This is a genomic window from Candidatus Delongbacteria bacterium, assembly GCA_020634015.1.
GTDB lineage: Bacteria > CAIWAD01 > CAIWAD01 > CAIWAD01 > CAIWAD01 > JACKCN01.
The window spans coordinates 161,685-183,818 of sequence record JACKCN010000006.1; the positions used below are offsets into that span (position 1 = coordinate 161,685).

Below are 22,134 nucleotides of genomic sequence, written 5' to 3' on the forward strand. Positions count from 1 at the left end.
CCGGTTCGCGTCATGCGGGCCGGGGCGCTTTCGTGCGCGGGATCAGGCCTCCGCTTCGCGCCGGGGCGGCAGCGGCAGGCGGTGGATGATGACCAGGGGCAACAGGAGACTGGCCGCGCCCAGCAGCCAGGCAAAGCCCGCGCCGTGGCGCCAGTAGAAGGTGCAGGCCAGCAGGGGACCCAGCGTGCGGGCCAGTGCGCCCAGACTGCGGAAGACACCCAGCACGCGGCCCTGCTCGTGGGGCGGGCTGAACAGTGAGGCCAGCGTGGTGAGACAGGGCATGACCATGGCCGATCCGCTGGAGAGCAGGAACAGGCCAACCAGCAACCATGGCAGGCTGTAGGCCGCTGCGATCAGCAGCATGCCCGGAATCAGGATCAGCAGTCCCGCCAGTGCCATCCGGGCTTCGCCGATGGCAGACGCCCGCCGCCGCACGAACCCACCCTGGACGGCGGCCAGCACCACTCCGATGTAGACGAAGAGCAGGCCGTTCTGGCCCGGGCCGAAACCCAGGCGCTCGGCGGCCAGGAAGGTGAGGGTGAACTCGGCTCCGGAAAAGGCCAGAATGAAGACGAAGTAGGCCAGGTTGTTGGCGTTGGCCCCCGGGTAGGGCAGTGGTGAAAACAGCCGGAAGAGATTCAGGCTGCGTCTCACGGCATCGGGATTGCGCTGGCCGGGCCGCAGGGTTTCGGGCAGGCGGCGCTGGATCTGCACCAGGTTCACCAGAGCCAGCAGGAAAGCCAGCAGGGCCGGGGCGGAGAAGGGATTCAGTCCGGGCACCCCGGGCAGCAGCAGGTCCAGCCGGATCAGCGCGGTCAGCCCGCCCAGTGCCGGACCCACGATCATGCCCACACCGAAGGCGATGCCGATGATCGCCATGCCCCGGCTGCGGGACTTCTCCCCGGAGATGTCGGCCACCGCGGCGGTCACGGTGGTGATGTTGCTGCCCATCAGGCCGCCCAGCAGGCGAGCCAGCACCAGCAACCAGAAACTGTGGGCGAAGACCCAGAGCAGGTAGGACAGCGCGATGCCACAGACCGAGAACAGAATCACCGGCCGGCGCCCCCAGCGGTCGGAGAGTGTACCGGCCAGCGGAGCCGCCACGAACTGCAGCAGCGAATAGAGAAAACTGAGAAAGCCCCCGAAGAGCACGATGCGCGCGGTGGTGCCCCCGCCTGCGCCCAGCATGGCGCCGATCCGGTCCAGCTGATGCAGCACGGAGCCCAGCAGGCCGCTGCTGCCTTCGAGACTGATGTAGTACTCGAGCAGCGCCGGGAAGAGCGGAAAGATGATCGAGAAGCCCACCAGGTCCAGAAACAGGGTCAGAAACAGCACACCCATCGTGCGCCGTGACGACCCGTCGTCGTGAGTCACCGTGTGCCTCCAGGCAGCAAGCGGGCCAGCGCACTTTCGGCGTGGTTGACCTGGGTTTCGAGGTGTTCCAGTGCGCCCTGCCAGAATTCCCGGCGGCGCACGTCCATGCCCAGATGCTTCCGGGACAGATCTTCCACGGTCATCCGCCCGGTGTCCATCAACAGACCGCTGTACGCCGCGAAGAACCCCTCGCCCAGCCGTTCGCGCTGGTTGAGCACGGTCAGGCTGTAGAGGAAGCCGAAGAGGTAGGGGAAGTTGTAGAAGCTGGTGCCGGTCATGGAGAAGTGCAGCTTGTTGGCCCAGAACATCGGGTCGCCTTCGCTGGTGGCCGCGCCGTACCACTGGGTCCAGTGCTTGAGCATCAGCTCGCTGAACTGGTCGGGCAGCAGCGGACCTTCGCTGCGGCGCTCGTAGAATTCATTCTCGAAGGTGAAGCGCATCGGAATGTTCAGCAGCATGCTGCCGCAACTGGAGAGCACGGGCCACTGGGCCTCGAAGATCGCGCGCGGGTCGCTGGCTCCCGCCAGGGTGTGCGCGCCCAGCACGTTCTCGGCGAAGATGCTGGCGGTTTCGGCCAGGCTCATGGGGTAACCCTGCTGCACCACGGGCAGGTCGCGCATCACGTGGCCGTGGAAGGCGTGTCCCAGTTCGTGCGCCAGGGTGCGCAGGTTCTGGCCGCCCCCGCTCCAGGTCATGAACACACGTTGGGTACGGCTGCGCAGGAAGCGCGTACAATAGGCGCCCGTGCGCTTGCCCGGCTGGTTGCGGCCTTCGATGAACCCCTGATCCTGCATGGAGCGGGCAAAGCGGGCCATCTCGGGCGATACGGTGCCGTAGGCTTCCACCACCTGGTCCATGGCGTCTTCGAAGCTCAGCAAGTTGGAATCGGTGCGCAGGGCAGCGGGCAGCGGAGCAGCCAGATCCCAGGGCGCCAGTTGCTCCAGCTCGAGGGCATTGGCCATCAGCGCGAGGGCGCGACGGGCCAGCGGGCGGGCATCCTCGGCGGCCAGGATCAGGTTGTGCAGGGTTTCCGGCTGCATCCGGTTGACGTGCAGGGCCGGCTGCAGAAAGTGCACCGGACGGCCCTTGCCACGGCGGGCGTACATCTCATGGCGCCAGCCCGCAATGGAATTGAGGATCGAGGCCGCCGTCTCGCGATGCACCTGCCAGCCCGAATTGATCGCGCGAAAGGCCTCCTCGCGCTGGGCGCGCTCGGGGTTCTGCAACTGGCCCGCGGCCTGGGCCAGCCCCAGCTGGCGCCCGCCCAGGGGCACGGTCATGCTGGCGGCCAGCGTGGTGTACAGGCTGCCCCAGGCGGTGTGCCCGTCGAGGCTCAGCGAGCTCTCGAGGGTTTCTTCCTCGGGACTCAGCAACTGATCACGCAGCTTGCGGCTCTGGGTCAGGTAAAAGCGCGACTCGGCGGCCAGTGGGTCCTGCAGGTAGACCTCCAGCAACTCGTCGGAAGCGCGCAGGGTGAACTGGTTCAACGGTTCCAGGGCCTGGGCCAGGCGGGAATTCTCGCTGCGCAGGCGGGCCTGCACTCCGCGGGCCAGGGCGTTGGAGCTCTCGACCGACAGCAGACAGCCCAGCCAGGTGCCCATGTTGGCCGCGATCAGCCCCGCTTCCCGCGACAGCCGGTTCAGTTCGCGCGCGGCGGCCACCAGCAGGGTCTGGCGCTGGGTGTCGCCGTCGGTGATCGACTCCAGCAGCGGGCCCATCTTCGTCGAGAGGGTTTCGATCTGGCCATGAAGTTCCAGAAACCGGCGGTGGTCTTCGAGAAATTCGGGGCTGTCCAGCGCCGGGTATTCGCAGGCGATGTTCCAGGCCGGGCCGTTGGGAGTGGACGAGGGGGCCGATGTGCTGTGCGGAACTGATTTCATGGTCTGTCCTTATGAGGGAGGGCAGCGGCGCCGCCCGGATGGTCGGCCAATATAGGGATCGCGCCCAGTTACACCGGGAATTCCATACCTTGGCGGCCCGCTTTGGCGCAAGCCGCGGAAACGCCCGGGGGGCGGGTTTCGCCGCTGGCAGCGCCCAGTCCAGAAGGAGAGCAGATGAAGATCATCCGTGCCCGGGCGATGGGCATGTGTTTCGGGGTCAAGGATGCCCTGGAAGCCGTGGATACCCTGCCCAATCCCGACGAAGTCAGCATTCACGGCGAGCTGGTGCACAACGATGTGGCCCTGCAGCAGATCCGTGCCCGCGGGGTGACCATGACCGGCGAGGAAGAACGGTCGACCCTGAGCGACCGACCCTGGCTGCTGATCTCGGCCCACGGCATCAGCGACCCGGAACGCGAGCGTCTGCTGAACGCGGGCAAGCAGCTCATCGACACCACCTGCCCGCTGGTCAAGAAAGTGCACAAGGCGGCCATCGAGCTGCACCGCGACGGGTATCATGTGCTGGTCATCGGCCAGCCACGCCACGTGGAAGTGCGCGGCATCACCGGCAGCCTGCCCGACAACTACACCGTGGTCGAGCGCGTCGAGGATGTGACCCAGTACCCGTACACGCGCCTGGGTGTGATCTGCCAGAGCACGACCGCACCAAGCAAGTCCGAGATCATGCTGGCCGAGATCCGGCGCTGCAACCCCGACGCCGACATCCGCCACATCAACACCATCTGCCGCCCCACCCGCCTGCGCCAGGAAGCGGTGGACGAGTTGCTGGACCAGGTGGAAGCGCTGGTGGTGGTGGGTGGCAGCAATTCCAACAACACGCGCGAGCAGGCCCGTCTGGCCCTGGCCCGCGGCATTCCCGCCGTGCATGTCCAGACCGCCGACCAACTGGATCCCCAGTGGTTCCGGCCTTTCCAGGTCGTGGGACTGAGCGCGGGTACCAGCACCCTGGACAGCACCATCGAGGAAGTCTACGAACGCATGCTGGCCATCGCCGATGAGCTCGTGCACGCGTGAGCGAGTGTGAGTCTCGGGTGACTCACACTCGCTCATGTTGAACCGGCGCCCCGCGCCAGAAAGAGTCCGCTTGCCATGCCCCATTCGCTGGACCCCGCCATTCAGGACTTCATCCGTCAGGATGTGCTGAACCGCTTCCTGGCCTATGTGAAGATCTGGACCACCTCCGATCCTGACAGCAAGGAGACTCCGTCCACGGCGCGTCAGTTCGACCTGCTGCGCCTGCTGGAAAGCCAGTGCCGCGAACTGGGCCTGAAGGATGTGCATCTGGCGCCCTCGGGTACCTTGTACGCCACCCTGCCCGCTAGCCCGGGCTGCGAACGGGCCGAAGCCTTCGGGCTGGTCTCCCACGTGGACACCTCGCCCGACCAGAGCGGCGAGAACGTGCGCCCCGTGTGCCACGAGAACTGGCAGGGCGAACCGATTCGCTTCAGCGCGGACGAAGCCCTGCGGCTGGCCGTGGAAGACTGCCCCGAGCTGGCAATGTTCCGTGGCGACACCATCATCACCTCCAGCGGCGACACCCTGCTGGGCGCGGACGACAAGGCCGGCGTGGCCGAGATCATGTGTGCGGCCGCCACCTTCCAGCGCTTTCCCAAGCTGCCCCACGGCGAATTGCGCCTGTGTTTCACCACGGACGAGGAAGTCAGCCGCGGCACCGAAGGAGTCGACCTGGACCGCCTGCCCACGGCGTGTTACACCATGGATGGCGGGCTGATGGGCGAGCTCGAGAACGAGTGCTTTGACGCCTGGCAGCTCAGGGCCACCTTCCGTGGCGTGGCCGTGCATCCCGGCAGCGCCAAGGGCGTGATGGTGCACGCCGGCATGGCCGCCGCCCGCCTGCTGGCCGCCCTGCCCGAAGCCGAGTGCCCCGAGCGCACCGCGGGCCGCGAGGGCTTCTACTATCTGGTGCATCTGGACGCCGGCCACGAAGAGGCCAGCCTGGTGCTGCTGCTGCGCGATTTCGAACCGGAACTGAACGCCGCACGTCGGCGATTCATCGAAGACTGGGTGAGCGCCGCCCGCCGCGCGGAACCGCGCCTGCAGGTGACTCTGGACTGGCAGCACCAGTACCAGAACATGCGCGAGAAGCTGGCCCAGCACCCCCACATCACCGAGCGCGCGGCCACCGCCATCGCCGACGCGGGGGTGACGCTGATCGCCAAGGAAATCCGCGGCGGTACCGACGGCAGCAACCTGACCGCCGCGGGCCACCCCACCCCCAACATCTTCACCGGGGGCATGCTCTATCACTCCAGGCGCGAATGGGTGCCGCTGAAGGCACTCTGCAAGGCCAGCGAGGTCATCGTGCATCTGGCCCGACGCTGGACCGAGGTGGAAGGACGCCCCGCATGAACCGCCCGAGTACACACTTCGCACTGCTGGCTCTGACGCTCTTGCCCCTGAGCGGGCAGTGCCTTGTGATTCACCCCTCACAGATCGACTTCGGCCTCAGCGAGACCGATGACTCCACCGCGGCCAGCGCCTGGCTGGTGAACGACCAGGAAGAGCCCCTGCTGCCCAGTCTGCTGGGCGACAGCGGCGACGCGATCCGCATTGGCGGAGAGCTGAGCGAGATTGCCCCCGGCGACAGCCTGCAACTGGAGCTCTGGTTTCAGCCCGAGCAGAATCTGGACTACGCGGGCAGCCTGGTCCTGGGTGGCAGCGAAGGCGCGGCCCTGCTGGAATACACGGGCGCAGGCGACTTTCCGGGTACCACCTGGGACGACACGGCCGGCCTCAGTGGCCAGGCCCTGCTGGATGTGCTGCGCGCACGCGTGCGCCAGCACAGCGTGCTCAGTTACACCACGGCCCGCACGCACATGTTCTCGACCATCGACAATGTCAACGGGCAGGTGGAGTGCGTCTACACCGGCACTCTGGTCACCACCTCGGGGATTCCTCCCGCGACCACGATGAATACCGAGCACAGCTGGCCCCAGAGCCGCTTCGAGGATCCGGACACGGCCACCACCGACCTGCACCATCTCTATCCCACCATGGCCACGGTGAACAGTTCGCGCAGCAATCTGCCCTTCGGCAACGTGGTCTACCCGGATGCGGGCTGGCCCCAGGGCGGCAGCTGGCTGGGCGAGGACGAGAATTTCATCCAGGTCTTCGAACCGCGCGACGAGCACAAGGGCGATGTGGCACGTTCGCTGCTCTACTTCGCGATCCACTACACCAACTGGTATGACTTTCTGACCTACATGGAGCCCACACTGCGCCAGTGGGCCGTGCAGGACCCGGTGAGCAACAAGGAGCGCGCGCGCAACACGGCCATCGAGGCCGTGCAGGGCAACCGCAACCCGCTGGTGGACCAGCCCGCCCTGATCGACCGGATCTACAGTTTCAGCGGCAGCGCCGACTTTCCCAACAACAGCAACCTGCAGTTCTGGCCCGCGGCCCTCGATCTGGGCGTGGAAACCGATGTCAACGAGACCTTCGCCTCGCTCGTGCTGCACAATGGAGGCAGCACGTCCGTGAGCCTCTGGGCCCTGGCCGCCACTCCGGCGCTGCTGGACTTCGACGGCTTTCCTGCGAGCCTGGCCCCCGGCGAGAGCCGTCTCTGGAGCCTGCGCCTCAGTGCGGACGCCGAACCGGGCGAGTACGACATCACGGTCAACTTCCGCAGCACGGCGGGCAACCGCAGTTTCCCGGTGCGCGTGACCCTGGCCGGCAGCGCCGTGCCCGATGCCGAGCCGCTTCCCGCACTGTTCACCCTGCACCCCGCGACGCCCAATCCCTTCAATCCGAGCACGCGCCTGAGCTTCAGCCTGCGGGAAGCGGCCTCGCTCTCGCTGGAACTGGTGGACATTTCCGGGCGCCGCGTGCGCCAGTGGAGCCTGCCCGGTCTGGGCGCCGGCGAGCACGAGCTGAGCTGGGACGGACTGGCCGACAGCGGCATGCCCGCAGCCAGTGGAGTCTATCTGCTCAGTCTGCGTGAGTCGCGAGGACGCGCGCAGCAGGTACAGCGTCTCCTGCTGCTGCGCTGAGGCCAGACACACGCGCGCGGCCTTGTACTTTCGCCCGCGCCAAGGAGGATCGATGCGCTTTTGCCTGCTGCTGTGGCTTGTGCCCCTGATCGCCGGGGCCGACCTGCGCCCCTTGTATCTCGACGGCTTCGGCGACGACTGGCTGGACAACCCGGACACGGCCAGCGATCCCGCCGGTGATGGAGGTGGCATCGATCTGCTGGAGCTGGGCATCGTCAACGATTCACGCCAGTTGATGCTGACGATCGCCTTGGGGCAGGAGATTCTGCAGCAGCAGGACAACGGGCTGGTGCTCTATCTGGACACCGACAGCGACTCGCAGACTGGTTTCCCGGCCGAAGGCCTGGGGTGCGAGCTGGTCTGGAACTTCGCCTCGCGCACGGGTACCGTGTACAATCAGGGGCAGAGCCAGACCGTGGGATTCGCCCAGCTGGGCCTGCGCATTCTGCCCAGCCACGCCAGCGACCGGTTCGAATTCGCCATGGCCCTGGACGCGGCCCCGCTGGGTCAGCCGCTCTTCGGCGACTCGGTCGTGCACGCGGTGCTGCGCGACACGACCCCCGGAGGAGACCGCCTGCCCGATTCGGGCTCCCTTGAGCTGCCGCTCGCCGGCGGCAGCGTTCCCGACCCGGAGCTGATCTCGCTGGAACGGGAACGCCCGCAGGACCTGCGCCTGCTGGCCTGGAACACGCTCTTCGGTTCGCTGTTCACCCCGGCCAACCAGGGCGCCTACGCACGCATCCTGGGTGCGCTCTCCGCCGACGTGATCGCGTTTCAGGAAATCTGGGACCAGGACGCCGCCACCACGGCCGCCACCCTGGACCAGCTGGACCCGCGTGACACCCCCTGGCAGGCCGCCAAGCTGACTTCGGGCAATGTGCTGGCCAGCCGCTTTCCCATCACGGCCAGCTGGCTCGTCAACCCCGACTACCGCAACACGGCCCACCTGCTGCAGACCGCCGACGCCCTGGGCACACCCCTGCTGGTGATCAACATCCATCTGCGCTGCTGCTCGGCCAATGCCCAGCGCCAGGAAGAGGCCGATTCGATCATCGCCTTCCTGCGCCACGTGCAACAGGGCGATTACCCGCAGATTGCCGCCAACACGCCCGTCGTGCTGTGTGGCGACTTCAACCTGGTGGGCGATCACCAGCAACTGCTGACCCTGCTCAACGGCGAGATCCAGGACACGGCCCAGTACGGACCCGCCAACCCGCCCGACTGGGACGGCAGCCCGCTGACCGACCTGCGCAGCTACCAGCTTGGCCGCCGCGACGCCTGGACCTGGTACGACGAGGGCGGCGCGGCCCCCTATTCGCCCGGCCGCCTGGACTACATCCTGTACACCGACAGCGTACTCGAGACGGGCCACCACGGCCTGCTCTGGACTCCCGTGATCCCCGCCGACAGCCTGAGCGCCTGGGGCCTGCAGGCCCTGGACACGCCCACCGCCAGCGATCACATTCCACGCTTCGTGGACCTGCGCCCGCCCACCCAGACCGGCCTGGGCGAGTCCGGCCCCGCCACTCGCCCCTCCGGGCTGGCTCTGGGACACAGCACGCCCAATCCCTTCAACCCCAGCACCATTGTGCAATGGAGCCAACAACGCGGCCAGCACATCCGTCTGGACGCCTGGTCCCTCGACGGCCGCCTGGTCGCCAGCCTGCTGGAGGGCTTCAGTCCTTCGGGTGAGCACAGCCTCACCTTTGACGGCAGCCAGCTGGCCAGCGGGTGTTACCTGCTCAGCCTGCGCGGGGAAGATGAAGTGGATGTGGGGCGGGTGTTGTTGGTGAAGTAGCTGGTAGTCAAACCAAGCGAAAGCAATTAGAATATTACCCAAAGTCAAATTTCATGTACACTTCGTTCCTCTATCTTGACTCCGACCTCTGATTCTTTTATAATAGGCCCCGGTGGCCGAATTCGGCCTTGCTCTTTGACCTTCCTAAGCTGGGCAGGTGAAACAAACGTTTCACGCTTATGAACGCGGGAAACCGCGACCGCATTGCGGTTCCGAACCCCTGCCGTACAGGCTGGCAGCGCTGTCGTGATGCGATGGACGCAACCGGTCATGCGGACACGGTTCAGAAACTCATTATGCACTTGTAGACCCCTGCCTGATCGCCCAGCTGGTGCTAGCGGACACGCCAATCATGGCGGTCAGTTACTCATCTAAAAGGAGGTCAAAATGAAATCCATTTTGCCCGAGGCCATTGAACGGCTTCAAGGTCTTAAGAGAGCACAGGGATCTACTGCAGAGTTCCAGCAGGAACTGAACGAAATCATCCATATGCTGGTTGAATTCGACTCAGTTCAGAGAATGGGAGAGACTTGCCAAGAGCGAAAGATCATTTTAAAGCTGGTCGAGAAAATTGCATGGTATATGCTTTTGCGACAAAGCGAAATTGGTGGTCTCGTATCCGAGCTAGTCAAAAAACTCTAGTGCATAGTGAATTCTAAATGAACATCGGGCTTGCAATAAAAAGTGTCAGAGTACGCAGTTCGTTTAGCCAGGAAGAATTGGCAAATGCAACCGGAGTAAGCACATCGTACATCTCTCTTGTGGAGCGGAACAAACGTGATCCAAGTCTGGGATTTTTAAAGCGTATAGCAGATGCGTTAGAAGTCCCATTACCAATTTTATTTTTGCTAGCAGAACAAAATGAAGCAGGTGAATCACGCTCTGCAGGTCGCTCCGTGGTTATCGAAGAGTTACTGCGACTTGCATTTTATAGTAGATAGTTGAGTAATGCCATATAATGTAAAGTCCATCAAATCACTAGCAAAGTTGCTTGATGTTGATGTTGAAGAGTTAGTTCGAATCGAGCAAAATCCAGAAAAATATTATGAGCCATTTGAAAAGAAAAGGGGAGAAAAATCAAGGTCAATTGACAATCCAACAGGCGAACTTGCAGCATTACAGATTAGAATCAAAAAGTTTTTGCTATGCGATGTGGATGTGTTCAGGCCTATTGCCACTGGAGGAGTTAAGGGGCATTCAACCAAAACCTCAGCGCTTTTGCATACTAACAAAGATTGCGTCGCGACTGTAGATGTAAAATCTTTCTTTCCTTGTGTAACAAATAATAAAGTCTATAAGGTTTTTTGCAATCTGGGTTACTCGCCGCCTGTGTCTCGAATGCTTACAAGAATTACCACTTATAAAGGCCATCTTCCACAAGGAAGTGCAACAAGTACGATTATTGCAAACTTGGCGCTATATAATTTTGATGAATATTTGTATAACCAATCTTTAAGGCTAGGGTGTGATTGCATTCGATTTGTTGATGACATCATCATCTCCGGTAGCTATGGCAAAGTCACGGAACTTGTAAGTTTGGTTTTCCCTGCTCTCCATAGAATGAGATTTTCCGTGCATAGAGCCAAAAAACTCAAAATCATGAAAAGCAATAAAAGACAGGAAGTTCTTGGATTAACCGTAAATAGAGCAGTCGGCGTCACAAAAAGTTATGTTGAAGAAGTCAGAACACAAATTGCATGTGTAGAAAAGTGTTCAGTCACAAGCTGCGTGTACTTAAAGCTGGTTGGAAAAATTCAATACATAGGAACTACTAAGCCAATTATTGCAGGGAACTTGATGCGCAAACTTCGAAACAGTCTAATGAGACCAGAGAAGGAGTGTTTGGCGAGTATTGAACAATAGCACCTAGAAACCTGTCGGACTTGTGGGCCATGATGGATCAAGCTCATGCGAAACGAGCAAGTCGACTATTCTGGCTGCTTGGAATGATGTGACTAGCAAGAAACGAGGCGAAAAAGTGGGCATGCTGGCCGCGGGTATGTGGACGCAACACAACACAAGCATATCAGGCCGACAGACGCCGAGAGGAACCTGCAGCGATGAATCCTTCACAGCCAACACCCATCGACGCCTACATCGCCGACGCACCCGAGGCCGTCCGGGAGATCCTGCAGCAGATCCGCCAGACCATCCGCCGGGAGGCGCCCGCCGCCGAGGAAGTGATCAGCTATGGCATGCCCGCCTTCCGCGGCAACGGCATGCTGGTGTACTTCGCGGCCTTCAAGGCGCACATCGGCGTGTATCCGCCGGTGAGCGGGGATGAGGAGCTGCAGCGCGAGCTGGCGCCCTTCGCGGGGCCCAAGGGAAATCTGAAGTTTTCCCTGGACCAGCCGATTCCGCTGGAGCTGATCGCGCGCGTCGTGCGCCAACGGCTGGTGCTGGATCAGGCCCGCCGACCCTCGCGACGCAAGGCTCCACCCACGACCTGACTCACACACTCAGCATGTTCAAGCGCGGCGGCGGGCCAATGCCACGCCCAGGCCGAAACTGGCGGCCCCGATGGCCAGCAGCACGGCACCGGGCACCAGCATTTCGGCCAGGCTGAAGCCCCGCCAGATCGCGCCTTCCAGAGACACCACCACCCAGCGCACGGGGCTGATCCGGCTGAGGGTCTGCATCCAGCCGGGCATGAAGATCAGCGGAATCATGCCTCCGCCCAGCATGGCCAGCAGGGACATGATGCCCCAGCCGATGCCGCTGGCGGCCTGCTCGCTCTTGCCCAGCAGCGAGAAGCAGAGGCTGAGCCCCACGAAACAGAGCGAACTCTGGAACACGGCCAGTACCAGCAGGCCCCAGGAAGCGGGCCGCAGGCCAAAGACCAGGGCGGCCACCGCGAACAAGAGGACACTGATCAGCAGCATGCTCAGCAGGGCGGCCAGCGCGCGCGAGGCCAGCAGCTCGAAGGCGCCCAGCGGGGCGTGTTCCAGGCGTGCGGTCAGACCGTTGCGCCGCTCGCCCACCATGGCCACCCCGAAACTGGCGGCACAGGCGATCAGGGCCCAGACCACGCCCTGGGGGAACGAGACGGCAAAGGAACTGGCAGGGCCCTTGCGAATCACACTTTCCTCGTGTGTCGTGATCTTCAGCGGCACGAATCCGTCGCCCGTGTTGGCCCGGGCCGCGCTGTCGGCCTGCGCGTGATTTCCCGTGGCCTCGACCACGGCGGAAAGGCTGTCCAGACTCTGATAGAATCGGTCCAGGCCCGCGAGCCAACCGGGCACCTGACCCGCCGGATCACGCAGCAGTTCACGCTGGCGCTTCAGCAGGGAGGTGGTGTTCTCGTTGAAACTGAAGAGGGTGTTGAAGCGCTGGGCCGCCTGCTGCTGAAGCAGGCCCTGCAGCAAACCGCCTTCGGCCTTGCGGCTGGGGTCCAGCCCCAGTTCGGCGCTGGGTGGCTGGCCCATGAAGAGGTTCTGGCTGTCGTCGCCAAAGCCCTGCGGCAGGCGCAACCAGGCGGCCACCTTGCCCCGGCGCACCAGAGCACGGGCGTCGTCGAGCGACGCACGCCGCACGGCGAGCCCCGGGTTGCCTTCCAGGCCCGTCACGAAGGCCTGGCTGGCGGCGCTGGAATCTTCGTCGGCCACCGCCAGACTGATCTTCGCGCCGCCGCCGCTGCCCCCGCCCGAGAACATCAGACCGAAGAACACCGAGAACAGCAACGGAAAGAGCAGCACGCTGAACAGCGCGCCGCGATCGCGCCAGAGCAGGCGCAGGTCTTTGTGTGCCAGCAACAGGATGCGGTCGAGCATGCGGGAACTCCCGAATTGTATGACAGACAGGGCGGGCCGGGGCCCGGGACTCAGTCGCGCAGGGCGCGGCCGGTGAGGTCCAGAAAGACCTGTTCCAGGTCGGGGCTTTCCACGCGCACCCGGCCCGGGTGGCCGTGGGCGGCCAGTTCCTGCAGGTCGCGCCAGGGCTCCTGGCTGAGAATGGGCTCGCGCCCCGGCAGCAGAATCCGGTGCGGACCGCCGTGGTTGGCCAGCAGGGTCTCCAGACTGTCCAGGGCCAGCAGGCGCCCGTGATCCATGATCCCGATGCGGTCGCAGAGCGCTTCCGCTTCCTGCAGGTAATGGGTGGTGTAGAGGATGGCCGCCCCGCGTTCGCGCAAATGCTTGACGCCCTCGAGGATCGCGGCGCGACTCTGGGTGTCCACGCCCACCGTGGGCTCGTCCAGAAAGAGCAGGCCCGGGCCGTGCACCATCGCCAGAGCCAGGTTCAGGCGTTGGCGCTGGCCGCCCGACAGCTGGCCCGCGGGGCGGTCCTTCAGATCTGCCAGCTGGGCAAAGTCCAACGCGTCATTGCACCCGCGGCGTCGTTCGGCCCCGCGCAGACCGTGCAGGCCGGCGAAAAGCTCCAGGTTCTCGTGCACGCTCAGGCCTTCGAACACCGAGCCGCCCTGGGGCGCCACGCCCATGGCGGCGCGGGCACGTGGCAGGCAGGGATCGAGCGGGCCACCTTCAGCCGCGATGCGCACCTGGCCCGAGTCCGGTGTGAGCTGGCCCGAGCAAAGGCGCACGAAAGTGGTCTTGCCCGCGCCATTGGGGCCCAGCAGGCCGACGATTTCTCCGGCGTGCACCTTCAGGCTCAGGCCAGCGACGGCCCGGACCTGCCCGAAGGACCGCACCAGCGTGTCCGCTTCCAGTTGTGGAGTCTGCATGGAATTCCTTTCCTGTAGGCCGCCAATCTGGCACAATGGCCGCTGGCGAGGAACCGGGAAAAAGCATTTGCGGAACTGACACTTGCGGCACCCGCCGGATTTCAACAGGATGGGGGTGCGTCCGCGGTCAACGAAGGACGCGTTCATAGCGGGAAAGGGCCTTGCGTGATCCAGATGGTCGATATCCGGCTTGCCCCCGAGCAGGCGGGCGACGAGCAGCTTTGCCGCCAGGCCGTGGCCCGCGTGTTGAAGGTGAGCCCCGCCCGGATCACGGAACTGCGGCTGCGCAAGCGCAGTCTGGACGCGCGCCAGCGCCAGATCGCGCTGCAGTTGCGCTATGAGGTCTGGGTGGACGAAGCCGCGCAGCCCGAACCGCCCTTGCTGCCCGCGCTGCCCGCCGTGCATGCGGCCCCGCGCGTGCTGGTGATCGGGTCCGGCCCCGCGGGGCTCTTCGCGGCCCTGAGCCTGATTGAGGCCGGCCTGCGCCCCGTGGTGCTCGAACGGGGCAAGGATGTGCGCGCACGGCGGGCCGACCTGGCCGCGATCCAGCGCCGGGGCGAGGTGCATCCCGACAGCAACTACTGTTTCGGTGAGGGCGGAGCCGGCACCTACTCCGACGGCAAGCTCTACACGCGCGCCACCAAACGCGGCGACGTGCACCAGGTGCTCTGCACGCTGGTGGCTCACGGAGCCCCCGCGGAAATTCTGGTGGAAGCCCATCCTCACATCGGTTCGAATCGCCTGCCCGCCGTGGTGCGCGCCATGCGCGAGCGGGTGCTGGAGCGCGGCGGCGAGATCCGCTTCGGCAGCCGGGTCACTGCGCTGCTGCGGGATGCGGGGGGCGCCACCGCCGGGGTGCGGCTGGAATCGGGTGAGGAACTGGACTGCCCGGCTGTGATCCTGGCCACCGGGCACTCGGCCCGGGATGTGTTTCAGCTGCTGGCGGCCGCCGGAGTGCGGCTGGAGGCCAAAGCCTTTGCCCTGGGAGTGCGCATCGAGCATTCCCAGGCCCTGATCAATCGTCTGCAGTACGGCGACCGGGCCAGCGACGAGCGCCTGCCCGCGGCCTCCTACCGTCTGGCCACCACCGTGGAAGGCCGGGGCGTCTTCAGTTTCTGCATGTGCCCCGGGGGCTTCATCGTGCCCGCCGCCACAGCCCCCGGCGAACTGGTGCTCAATGGGATGAGCCTGGCCCGCCGGGACTCGCCCTTCGCCAATTCCGGACTGGTGGTGGCCGTGGAACCCGAGGACCTGCCGGGCGACGACCCCTGCCGCGGTCTGGAGTTCCAGAGCCGCGTGGAAGTGGCGGCCTGGCAGGCCGGAGGCGGCACCCAGTGCGCGCCCGCCCAGCGGGCCCGGGATTTCGTGGCGGGCAAGGTCAGCCGCGCGCTGCCTGCCACCAGTTATCACCCGGGGGCCACCTCGGTGCCGCTGGAAACCGTGCTGCCCGAGAGCATCGCGCGCCGCCTGCGCCATGCCCTGCAGGATTTCGAGCGCCAGCGCCCGGGCTATCTGGCGGAGGAGGCCCTGCTGCTGGCCACCGAGTCGCGCACCAGTTCACCGGTGCGCATCCCGCGGGACCCCGCCAGCCTGGCCCATCCGGATGTGCCCGGGCTCTATCCCTGCGGCGAAGGTGCGGGCTACGCGGGCGGCATCGTGAGCGCGGCCATCGACGGCAACAAGGTGGCCAGGGCCGTGGCGGCCTTCATGGGGCGCTGACGAACGAAGCCATGCCTGACGCACGCGAGTGAAGGAGAGATCGGATGAGTCTGGAAACCTTGCTGAGCTACCGGATCCTGCAGGTGGATTCGCTGCAGATCACCGGTTACAAGGTGGTGCTGGTGATTCTGATCGTGCTGCTGGGGCGCGTGACTCTGTTCCTGATCAAGAAGGCCCTGCTGCGGCGCACGGAGGATTCGGTCTGGGACCGTGCGCGCCGCATGTCGATCTACCTGCTCTGCCGCTACATCATCTGGGTGGTGGTGATCCTGCTGGTGCTGCAGACCCTGGGCATCCAGCTGACCCTGCTGCTGGCCGGTTCCGCCGCTCTGCTGGTGGGGTTGGGGCTGGGCATCCAGCAGATCTTCAACGACATCGTGTCCGGCATCTTCCTGCTGGTGGAAGGCACGATCAAGCTGGACGACGTGCTCGAGGTGGACGGGCTGGTCTGCAAGGTCAAGGAAATCAGCCTGCGCACCAGCAAGGTCGAGACGCGCGACGACATCATCCTGATCATTCCGAATCACAAGTTCATCAACGACAACGTGATCAACTGGAGCCGCCAGCCCAGCATGCACGCGCGGTTCCATGTGGCGGTGGGCGTGTCATACAATTCCGATCCCGAGCGTGTCCGTCAGGTGCTGGTGGACAGCATGCTGGCCCAGTCGGACATTCTGGTCGAGGACCCCTGGCAGCCGACGGTGCGCTTCACGGGTTTCGGCGATTCGGCGCTCGAGTTCGAGATGCTGTTCTGGAGCACCCAGACCTTCCGTATCGAGAACATCAAGAGCGAGCTGCGTTTTGACGTGTTCCGGCGGCTCAAGGAAGCCGGCATCGAGATCCCCTTCCCGCAGCGGGACCTGCACATCAAGTCGATGCCCTCCGCGGAACACGGCTCGTCACGGGCACCTTCCGGAATCTGATTGCCTGCGCGGTCTTGGCCGGGCGCGGGATCTCAGGCGTCGGCAAGGGGCAGGTAGCGGTGTTCGACGAAGCGGTTCCAGCCCTTGCTCGTCCGTGATTCAACCACCCAGCTGAAGCCACCTTCCGCTTCGGGCCAGAACACCATGCGCGCCAGTCCCGCGGGCATCCGGGCTTCAAAGCCGATGGCCTCGGGATGCAGGTCGATGGCATCCGTCAGGTGTCCGTGCGAATGTTTGCCGTCCGAGGTGAAGGACCAGAATTCCGGCTGGCCGGAATCACCCACTCCGATCAGCGCGTGTTCTTCGTAGACCTTCGCCGAGCCCCCGGGACCGAATTCCCAGCGCACCGTGTGCTGCAGGTACTTGCCACCCAGCACCGGTTCCAGCCTCCGCAGGCAGCGCAAAGGCCCCATGGGTGAGTCCGCGCGGGCAATCCAGTGGCCCAGCAGGGGCTGGAACAGACCAAGTCTGCCCCGTCCTTTCTTCCAGAGTGAGGCCATCGGCTCTCCGGTTTCGTGTTGCATTCTGGAACGCCATGCCCGACGGATCAGTCGGCAAACGGACCCGCCGGTTCCTGGGGAATGATCAGCCACAGCAGCAGGTAGACCAGGATTCCCGGAAACGCCACCGAGACGATCGAGCCCACCACATAGATCACGCGGGCCATGGTGTGATCCATGCCGGTGCGGTTGGCCAGACCGGCGACCACGCCGGCGATCATGCGCGTATTGCGCGGGCGTTGCAGGAGAGTCGGATGAGCGGACATCGGGGGTCCTTTCGGATGGGTGTGCCTGAGAATGGAGCTGGCTGCAATCTGCTGTCCCATGATACGGGATCCGGCGGACGGCACGCAAGCCCGGGCATTCCATTGCGAAAGGATTTCACCACGGCGCAGCGGAAGAGTGAATCCTCCGCCGAGGTGGGTGTTGCGGTTGGTTGCAGGTTCCTGGGAGCACTCAGAGCGAGGCCCGGGGCAGATCCTTGAGCACGGTGGGGCAGACCCGCAGCTGGACATCGATCCTGCAGATGTGATTCACGAGCCAGTCTTCAAGTGACTTGACCAGCTCGGTGGCCACCGGGAGACTGAAACCGTCGTTTTCGAAGTCCTGCTGGAAGCGGGTCACGTACTGCACGAACTGGGCGTGGGCCAGCTGGTTGTTCTGCGCGGCCGGACACTTGTGCACGTGCATGCAGGTCTCTTCCAGCCCGAAATGCTCGAGGGCATAACTGGACAGCAGGTTGAGCCCGAACTGATAGATCGAGGAACAGTCTTCGCTTTGCAAGGCCAGCTTGAGTTCATCCACCAGAGCAAAGAGTCGCTGGTGCTGTTCGTCGATGGCTTCGATGCCCGTACAGAATTCGTCGCGCCATTCCATGATGCCTGTCTCCGGGTTGGCCCTGGCCGGCTTCTTTGCCATGCTGATGAAGGCACTATCGGCAGAACCTTGCTCAATCCTGCCCGAAACGGAGCCAGGTGTCCCCGCCGCATGTGCGCGGTGGGGACACCCGGCTGCAATCGACGGCTCATTTCCTGAACAGCGATTCCAGTTGTCCGGACACACGGGTCACATTTCTGGCCGCTTCCTGTGAGGTGGCGGCGTTCTTCTCGGCTTCGGCCGCAGCGGTGGCCACGCCCTTGATGTTCTCGACCACATAGCCCACGCCGGTGGAGACTTCGCTGGCGTTGCGCGCGATGCTCTGCACCGTGGTGGACTGTTCCTCGACGGCGGCGGCGATCGAGGTGGCGTAGCTGTCGATCTGGTCGATGACCTTGGCGATGCCTTCGATGGCCTCCACGCTCATGGCCGTGCCGTTCTGGATGGTCACGATCTGGTGGCCGATCTCCTCGGTGGCTTTGGCGGTCTGCTTGGCCAGTTCCTTGACTTCGTTGGCCACGATGTCCAGCCAGAAGGCCGCGCTGTCCAGATTGGTGACGATCTCGGCCGCCAGCTTGGTCGCGGTCAGGTCTGTGGCGTATTTGACCACCTTGACTCGAGGCGATAACCGAGCACGTCTGGGAAGTTCTGGTTGGCGGTGAAAATCGTGCCGTCCAGGTGAACTCGATCACAGCCTGGGCTTTGGAGATCGCGGCCAGCTGGCCCCGGAACCGCAGGCTGAGCGCGTCGCGACTGCCAAGGCGGACCACGAGTCCGATCCGGGCCAGCAAGCCGCGCATGTGCCTGCTGCTTGTGCCACCCCGGATACCGATCCCGGAACTGCGGCGGGCGTCATCAAGTACCCCCACCGGCATGACGCTCGGGCCGCTCCGGATGGCCGTTCAACCGCGCGAGGCACTCGAGCCCTGACCTGACTCACCGAAAGGAATTCACGATGCATGTTCAGTTCAGCACCGACAAGAACATCGAAGGTCTCGAGAAGCTTTCCGCCCATGTCACGGAGGTGGTGGAGAGGGCGCTGAGTCATTGCGGCGATCGCGTGACGCGCGTCGAAGTCCACCTGGGCGACGAGAATGGCCCCAAGGGTGGCCAGCACGACAAACGCTGCATGATGGAAGCCCGGCTCGAGGATCACAAGCCGCTTGCCGTCACACAGCACGCAGCCAACGAGAGCCAGGCCATCAGCGGCGCGGCGGGCAAACTGGCTCGCCTGATCGAGAGCACTCTCGCCAAGCGCAGCGACCAACAGCTGCGCCGGTCCGACCCCCGCTCCCCGGTTTCCGATCTCTCATGAGCGACACCACGGCCAGCCTGTGGCACAGCGCTCTGTCGCCCAAGGGCCGGGTCATGGGTGAGCCCATGCACGCCCAGCCTGATCCGCCTGATCGCTGGTGAGCGTGAGGTGCGCTTCCTGGTGGTCGGAGGCGGGGCCCTGAGTGGGTCTCACGATGGCAGTGGCATGAGGCGGGGCGGTCAGGTGGCCGGTGTGCACTGGATGTGGTTCCCCACCATGGTCATGGTCGGAGTCGGCCTGCTGCTGGGCTGGGTTCTCTTCGGCAGAAAGTAGCCGGGCGCGTGGGGAGCCGAAGCACGATTTCTGCCTTGCGGCAAGGCTGTTGCCTGCCCGTGGTTCGCAGCTGGAGCCGTGATGCTCGGTTGGTGCGCGCCGGCCGTTGGCTCAGCTCACCGACTGGCCCGTGTGTCACGCCCCATCCGTCAGGGAAGCGCCCCACTGGCGGGGAAGAGACGCAGGCGGGCCGAGATCGAGGCATTTTCCTTGACGTCCCCACCGAACAGACCCACCACGTCAAGGGTGTGGTTGGCACCTGACAGGGCCAGCTCCGAGCGCCAGCAGCGGTTGACGGAGCCGATGCGGATCTTGCTGCCGCGGTTCGCCATCAGACCCCAGATCACGAGGGAACCGAGCACGGGGATCACCGACAGCAGCGCCATCATCACGCCCCAGAGCAGGGGTGTGGACATCCCCAGCCACCGGAACATCAGCCCTCCCCGCAGGCCATGGGCGGCTGAGACCACCAGAGTCCGCAAACGGCGGCAAAGAGCGGTTCTTCCAGACGTGCCGACTTCCGGACTTGGATCGCAGGAGTGGCTCTGGACCCCGATCCATATGACCGCTGGGAACCATCAGAATGAAGGAGTGAGATGCCGGGGCAAGCCGAGAACCCGAAGGTTGGGGGATGGGCCGCGGAAGCCGACCTGTGGCGGAGCAGAACACAAAGGGTTGCGAAGCATTCGCAACCCTTTGTGTTGAGTCAAGGCTTTCAGCCACTACCCCGCCAGGACTCGAACCTGGAATGTCTGAACCAAAATCAGAAGTGTTGCCATTACACCACGGGGTAAGATCACGAGGCTTCCGGAGCGCGAGACTTCCCGAGAAAAGAACAGGAATCACACGCGTTCCGGAAGCCTCGCGCCGCGCAAGCTAAGATCCTGCCAGCAAACTGTCACGGGGTGCCGCTGCCGCTGCTCCAGCCGATGTGGAATTCCCGGACCCACTCGCCGCCGGGGGCGAGCGCATGGCCGTTCCAGCGGGCGACCGCGAGGTCCAGCTGGAGCACACCGGCCGGGCGCTGGCGGCCGGAGAAGGCCAGGCTCAGGGGCTGACGGCAGTCCAGGCGCAGGCGGCGCCAGTCCTGGCGTTCGAGGATGCCTTCCAGCAGGCGTACGTGGTCGGGGTCGATGCCTTCGCGGTGGCCTTCGTCGATGCGGCCACCAATGTTCAGCCCGGGGGGATTGGCGCCGTGCAGCGATTGGCCGCCTTCCAGTGACAGGCCCAGCAGGCCCGGCTCAAGGGTGATCGCTCCGATGCGGGTGCTGCTGGTGCGCTGGTCCAGTTTGAGTGCCAGGTCCAGCAGGCGGCTGTTGGGTTGCCCGGCGCCCATCAGGCTCTGGCCACCGTGGGTGTAGCTGCTGATCTGGTGGAAGTGGCTGCCGAACCAGGGGCGGATCCGGCGTTGTTCGGCGATGAACCAGATGCTGCGCCTGCCCGTTCCGCCCAGCGGGTTGAGGACCTCCAGCGGGGGCGCCCAGGCCAGGCCCAGCAGGGTGGCGGTTTTCTGGCCTTCGGCGTCGCTGCCGAAATCGCCCAGAGTGTAATCGTCCATGCTCAGTTCGCCGTAGAGCATCCCGGGGCCGGGCAGCCAGCGGGGAAGACGGACACGCAGGTCGGCGAAGAGCAGTGTGTTGTCGCGGTCGCCCGAGGCGTGCTGCTCGCTCCAGAGGAAGTTCACCGGGTTCAGGTAGCCGGGGCCCGGGAACTCGTCGCCCACCACCACCAGTTCGCCCAGACCGGCAGCCCAGCTTTTGCCACGCAGGTCCAGGCGATGTCCCACCAGCCACTTCTGGCGCCAGGGCTGGCGCACACGGACCGGATCCGCGTGCAGGGCCAGCGAGTCCACCAGCTGGCTCTCCAGTTCGGCCGTGATGAAGGTGAAAGCCAGGTCCCCGGAGTCAAGGCTGGTGCGGAAAAGATTGATCCCGGGGGCGCGTTCGCCGCGCAGGATCACTCCACCCAGCAGACCGGGCCCCCAGGTGGGCTGCTCACGTCCGATGCTGACGCGCAGCGTGCTTTCGCTGCCCAGCGCATGAGCCCAGCCCAGCCGGGCCAAGGTCTCGTCGTGGGTCAGGCTCCGGCCATCCGGGGAGGTTTCCTGCCAGAGCCAGCTGGTCGAGCGCTCAAAGCCCGGGTGATTGCGCGCGGCCAGGTCGCCCGTGAGCTGGGCATCGCGGAAGCTGAGCTGCACCGCCCATTGATCCAGCCAGAGAGCTTCCAGATCCAGCCCGTTGCCCGCTTCCTGCATGCCTGACTCGCGGGATTTCCAGTCCCGCACGGTCAGCACGGGTGCCAGCGCCAGCGCGAGATCGGGCTGAGTCCAGCGAGCGGGCGCCCAGCGTGCCAGGCCATTGGAATCAAGATCCTGACTGGCCAGACTGGAACGGGGACCCGATTCTGCCGAAAGAACAGGACTGCGAGCCGCCGGCCAACTGGCTGCAGGCGCTCGCCGATCCCTTTCCAGCAACCAATCCAGGCCCGCATGCAGGCGCAATTGCGGGTCAGCCGGGTGGTCCAGCGGCGAGATGGACCGAGCCTCGGCTGCTGCCAGCGGGAGCAGCAGAAGCAGCGATTTCAGGAACCGATTTTTCATTCGGCGAATATAGTTCCGGTGTTCCTCGCCTGGAACCGCACCTGCCGGGAAACGGTCGGGCGTTGGAAGCACCCTGTTTTTGTGGTACTTTCGCGCTTCGCGGTGGTGCGGCCCAGCTTGAATCGGGGCCGGTTCCCCCCATCGCCCGGCACAGGCGCCCATCAGAAG

General features: G+C 64.6%; 22 protein-coding genes and 1 tRNA gene. 12 read left to right on the forward strand and 11 right to left on the reverse strand.

Annotated features, from left to right (window positions below; all coding sequences use genetic code 11):
• Nucleotides 1-42: 42 nt before the first annotated feature.
• Together H6678_12215 and H6678_12220 are read right to left on the reverse strand one after the other, a co-directional pair.
• Nucleotides 43-1,374: an MFS transporter gene (locus H6678_12215; GenBank protein MCB9474564.1), complete on the reverse strand. Its 1,332-nt coding sequence runs from the start codon at nucleotides 1,372-1,374 to the stop codon at nucleotides 43-45.
• Nucleotides 1,371-3,254 (reverse strand): M3 family oligoendopeptidase, encoded by a 1,884-nt coding sequence (locus H6678_12220; protein MCB9474565.1) that lies wholly within the window; start codon nucleotides 3,252-3,254, stop codon nucleotides 1,371-1,373. The genes H6678_12215 and H6678_12220 overlap by 4 nt, the downstream gene beginning before the upstream one ends.
• A 174-nt stretch (nucleotides 3,255-3,428) precedes the next feature.
• Between H6678_12220 and ispH the strand changes: the two genes are divergently transcribed.
• The 8 genes from ispH to H6678_12260 all read left to right on the forward strand — a co-directional run bounded on the left by ispH (nucleotide 3,429) and on the right by H6678_12260 (nucleotide 11,533).
• On the forward strand, nucleotides 3,429-4,289 hold the full coding sequence (gene ispH, locus H6678_12225) for a 4-hydroxy-3-methylbut-2-enyl diphosphate reductase (protein ID MCB9474566.1): 861 nt from the start codon (nucleotides 3,429-3,431) through the stop codon (nucleotides 4,287-4,289).
• A gap of 75 nt (nucleotides 4,290-4,364) precedes the next feature.
• Complete coding sequence (pepT, locus tag H6678_12230; GenBank protein MCB9474567.1) at nucleotides 4,365-5,645, forward strand: peptidase T; 1,281 nt, start codon at nucleotides 4,365-4,367, stop codon at nucleotides 5,643-5,645.
• Nucleotides 5,642-7,285 carry an endonuclease gene (locus tag H6678_12235; GenBank protein MCB9474568.1) on the forward strand — a complete coding sequence of 548 codons (1,644 nt, stop codon included), beginning with the start codon at nucleotides 5,642-5,644 and terminating at the stop codon, nucleotides 7,283-7,285. The genes pepT and H6678_12235 overlap by 4 nt, the downstream gene beginning before the upstream one ends.
• Nucleotides 7,286-7,337: 52 nt before the next feature.
• Entirely contained in the window at nucleotides 7,338-9,083 is a 1,746-nt protein-coding gene (locus tag H6678_12240; protein ID MCB9474569.1) for an endonuclease/exonuclease/phosphatase family protein, read from the forward strand.
• A gap of 387 nt (nucleotides 9,084-9,470) precedes the next feature.
• Nucleotides 9,471-9,725 (forward strand): hypothetical protein, encoded by a 255-nt coding sequence (locus H6678_12245; protein MCB9474570.1) that lies wholly within the window; start codon nucleotides 9,471-9,473, stop codon nucleotides 9,723-9,725.
• A 17-nt stretch (nucleotides 9,726-9,742) separates the two neighbouring features.
• Nucleotides 9,743-10,024, forward strand: coding sequence for a helix-turn-helix transcriptional regulator (locus tag H6678_12250; protein ID MCB9474571.1), 282 nt, complete (start codon nucleotides 9,743-9,745; stop codon nucleotides 10,022-10,024).
• A 7-nt stretch (nucleotides 10,025-10,031) separates the two neighbouring features.
• Complete coding sequence (locus H6678_12255) at nucleotides 10,032-10,946, forward strand: RNA-directed DNA polymerase (protein MCB9474572.1); 915 nt, start codon at nucleotides 10,032-10,034, stop codon at nucleotides 10,944-10,946.
• 197 nt (nucleotides 10,947-11,143) lie between these two features.
• Nucleotides 11,144-11,533, forward strand: a complete 390-nt coding sequence (locus tag H6678_12260) for a DUF1801 domain-containing protein (GenBank protein MCB9474573.1) — start codon at nucleotides 11,144-11,146, stop codon at nucleotides 11,531-11,533.
• Between the two features lie 18 nt (nucleotides 11,534-11,551).
• Here H6678_12260 and H6678_12265 read toward each other — a convergent pair whose 3' ends face one another.
• Together H6678_12265 and H6678_12270 are read right to left on the reverse strand one after the other, a co-directional pair.
• A complete protein-coding gene (locus H6678_12265; GenBank protein ID MCB9474574.1) occupies nucleotides 11,552-12,853 on the reverse strand; it encodes an ABC transporter permease in 1,302 nt (433 codons plus the stop codon).
• Between the two features lie 50 nt (nucleotides 12,854-12,903).
• A complete protein-coding gene (locus H6678_12270; GenBank protein ID MCB9474575.1) occupies nucleotides 12,904-13,761 on the reverse strand; it encodes an ABC transporter ATP-binding protein in 858 nt (285 codons plus the stop codon).
• Nucleotides 13,762-13,935: 174 nt separating this feature from the next.
• Between H6678_12270 and H6678_12275 the strand changes: the two genes are divergently transcribed.
• A complete protein-coding gene (locus tag H6678_12275) occupies nucleotides 13,936-15,480 on the forward strand; it encodes an FAD-dependent monooxygenase (GenBank protein ID MCB9474576.1) in 1,545 nt (514 codons plus the stop codon).
• A gap of 44 nt (nucleotides 15,481-15,524) precedes the next feature.
• Nucleotides 15,525-16,403, forward strand: coding sequence for a mechanosensitive ion channel (locus tag H6678_12280; GenBank protein ID MCB9474577.1), 879 nt, complete (start codon nucleotides 15,525-15,527; stop codon nucleotides 16,401-16,403).
• 32 nt (nucleotides 16,404-16,435) lie between these two features.
• On the opposite strand, the gene H6678_12285 is transcribed toward H6678_12280, so the two are convergent.
• The 4 genes from H6678_12285 to H6678_12300 all read right to left on the reverse strand — a co-directional run bounded on the left by H6678_12285 (nucleotide 16,436) and on the right by H6678_12300 (nucleotide 18,389).
• Complete coding sequence (locus H6678_12285) at nucleotides 16,436-16,903, reverse strand: hypothetical protein (GenBank protein ID MCB9474578.1); 468 nt, start codon at nucleotides 16,901-16,903, stop codon at nucleotides 16,436-16,438.
• Nucleotides 16,904-16,950: 47 nt separating this feature from the next.
• The gene (locus H6678_12290; protein ID MCB9474579.1) at nucleotides 16,951-17,169 is read right to left on the reverse strand and encodes a PspC domain-containing protein; all 219 of its coding nucleotides are present in this window, start codon (nucleotides 17,167-17,169) and stop codon (nucleotides 16,951-16,953) included.
• Between the two features lie 190 nt (nucleotides 17,170-17,359).
• Nucleotides 17,360-17,779, reverse strand: a complete 420-nt coding sequence (locus tag H6678_12295) for a hemerythrin family protein (GenBank protein MCB9474580.1) — start codon at nucleotides 17,777-17,779, stop codon at nucleotides 17,360-17,362.
• A 148-nt stretch (nucleotides 17,780-17,927) separates the two neighbouring features.
• Complete coding sequence (locus H6678_12300; GenBank protein MCB9474581.1) at nucleotides 17,928-18,389, reverse strand: hypothetical protein; 462 nt, start codon at nucleotides 18,387-18,389, stop codon at nucleotides 17,928-17,930.
• A gap of 345 nt (nucleotides 18,390-18,734) precedes the next feature.
• Here H6678_12300 and H6678_12305 point away from each other — a divergent pair, with 345 nt between their 5' ends.
• Together H6678_12305 and H6678_12310 are read left to right on the forward strand one after the other, a co-directional pair.
• Nucleotides 18,735-19,094, forward strand: coding sequence for a ribosomal subunit interface protein (locus H6678_12305; protein ID MCB9474582.1), 360 nt, complete (start codon nucleotides 18,735-18,737; stop codon nucleotides 19,092-19,094).
• A 57-nt stretch (nucleotides 19,095-19,151) separates the two neighbouring features.
• On the forward strand, nucleotides 19,152-19,367 hold the full coding sequence (locus tag H6678_12310; GenBank protein MCB9474583.1) for a hypothetical protein: 216 nt from the start codon (nucleotides 19,152-19,154) through the stop codon (nucleotides 19,365-19,367).
• A 149-nt stretch (nucleotides 19,368-19,516) separates the two neighbouring features.
• Here the strand turns inward: H6678_12310 and H6678_12315 are convergent, their stop codons facing one another.
• The 3 genes from H6678_12315 to H6678_12325 all read right to left on the reverse strand — a co-directional run bounded on the left by H6678_12315 (nucleotide 19,517) and on the right by H6678_12325 (nucleotide 21,966).
• Entirely contained in the window at nucleotides 19,517-19,801 is a 285-nt protein-coding gene (locus H6678_12315; GenBank protein ID MCB9474584.1) for a hypothetical protein, read from the reverse strand.
• A 288-nt stretch (nucleotides 19,802-20,089) separates the two neighbouring features.
• Nucleotides 20,090-20,160, reverse strand: a tRNA-Gln gene (locus H6678_12320).
• Nucleotides 20,161-20,265: 105 nt separating this feature from the next.
• Entirely contained in the window at nucleotides 20,266-21,966 is a 1,701-nt protein-coding gene (locus H6678_12325) for a hypothetical protein (GenBank protein MCB9474585.1), read from the reverse strand.
• Nucleotides 21,967-22,134: the final 168 nt, after the last annotated feature.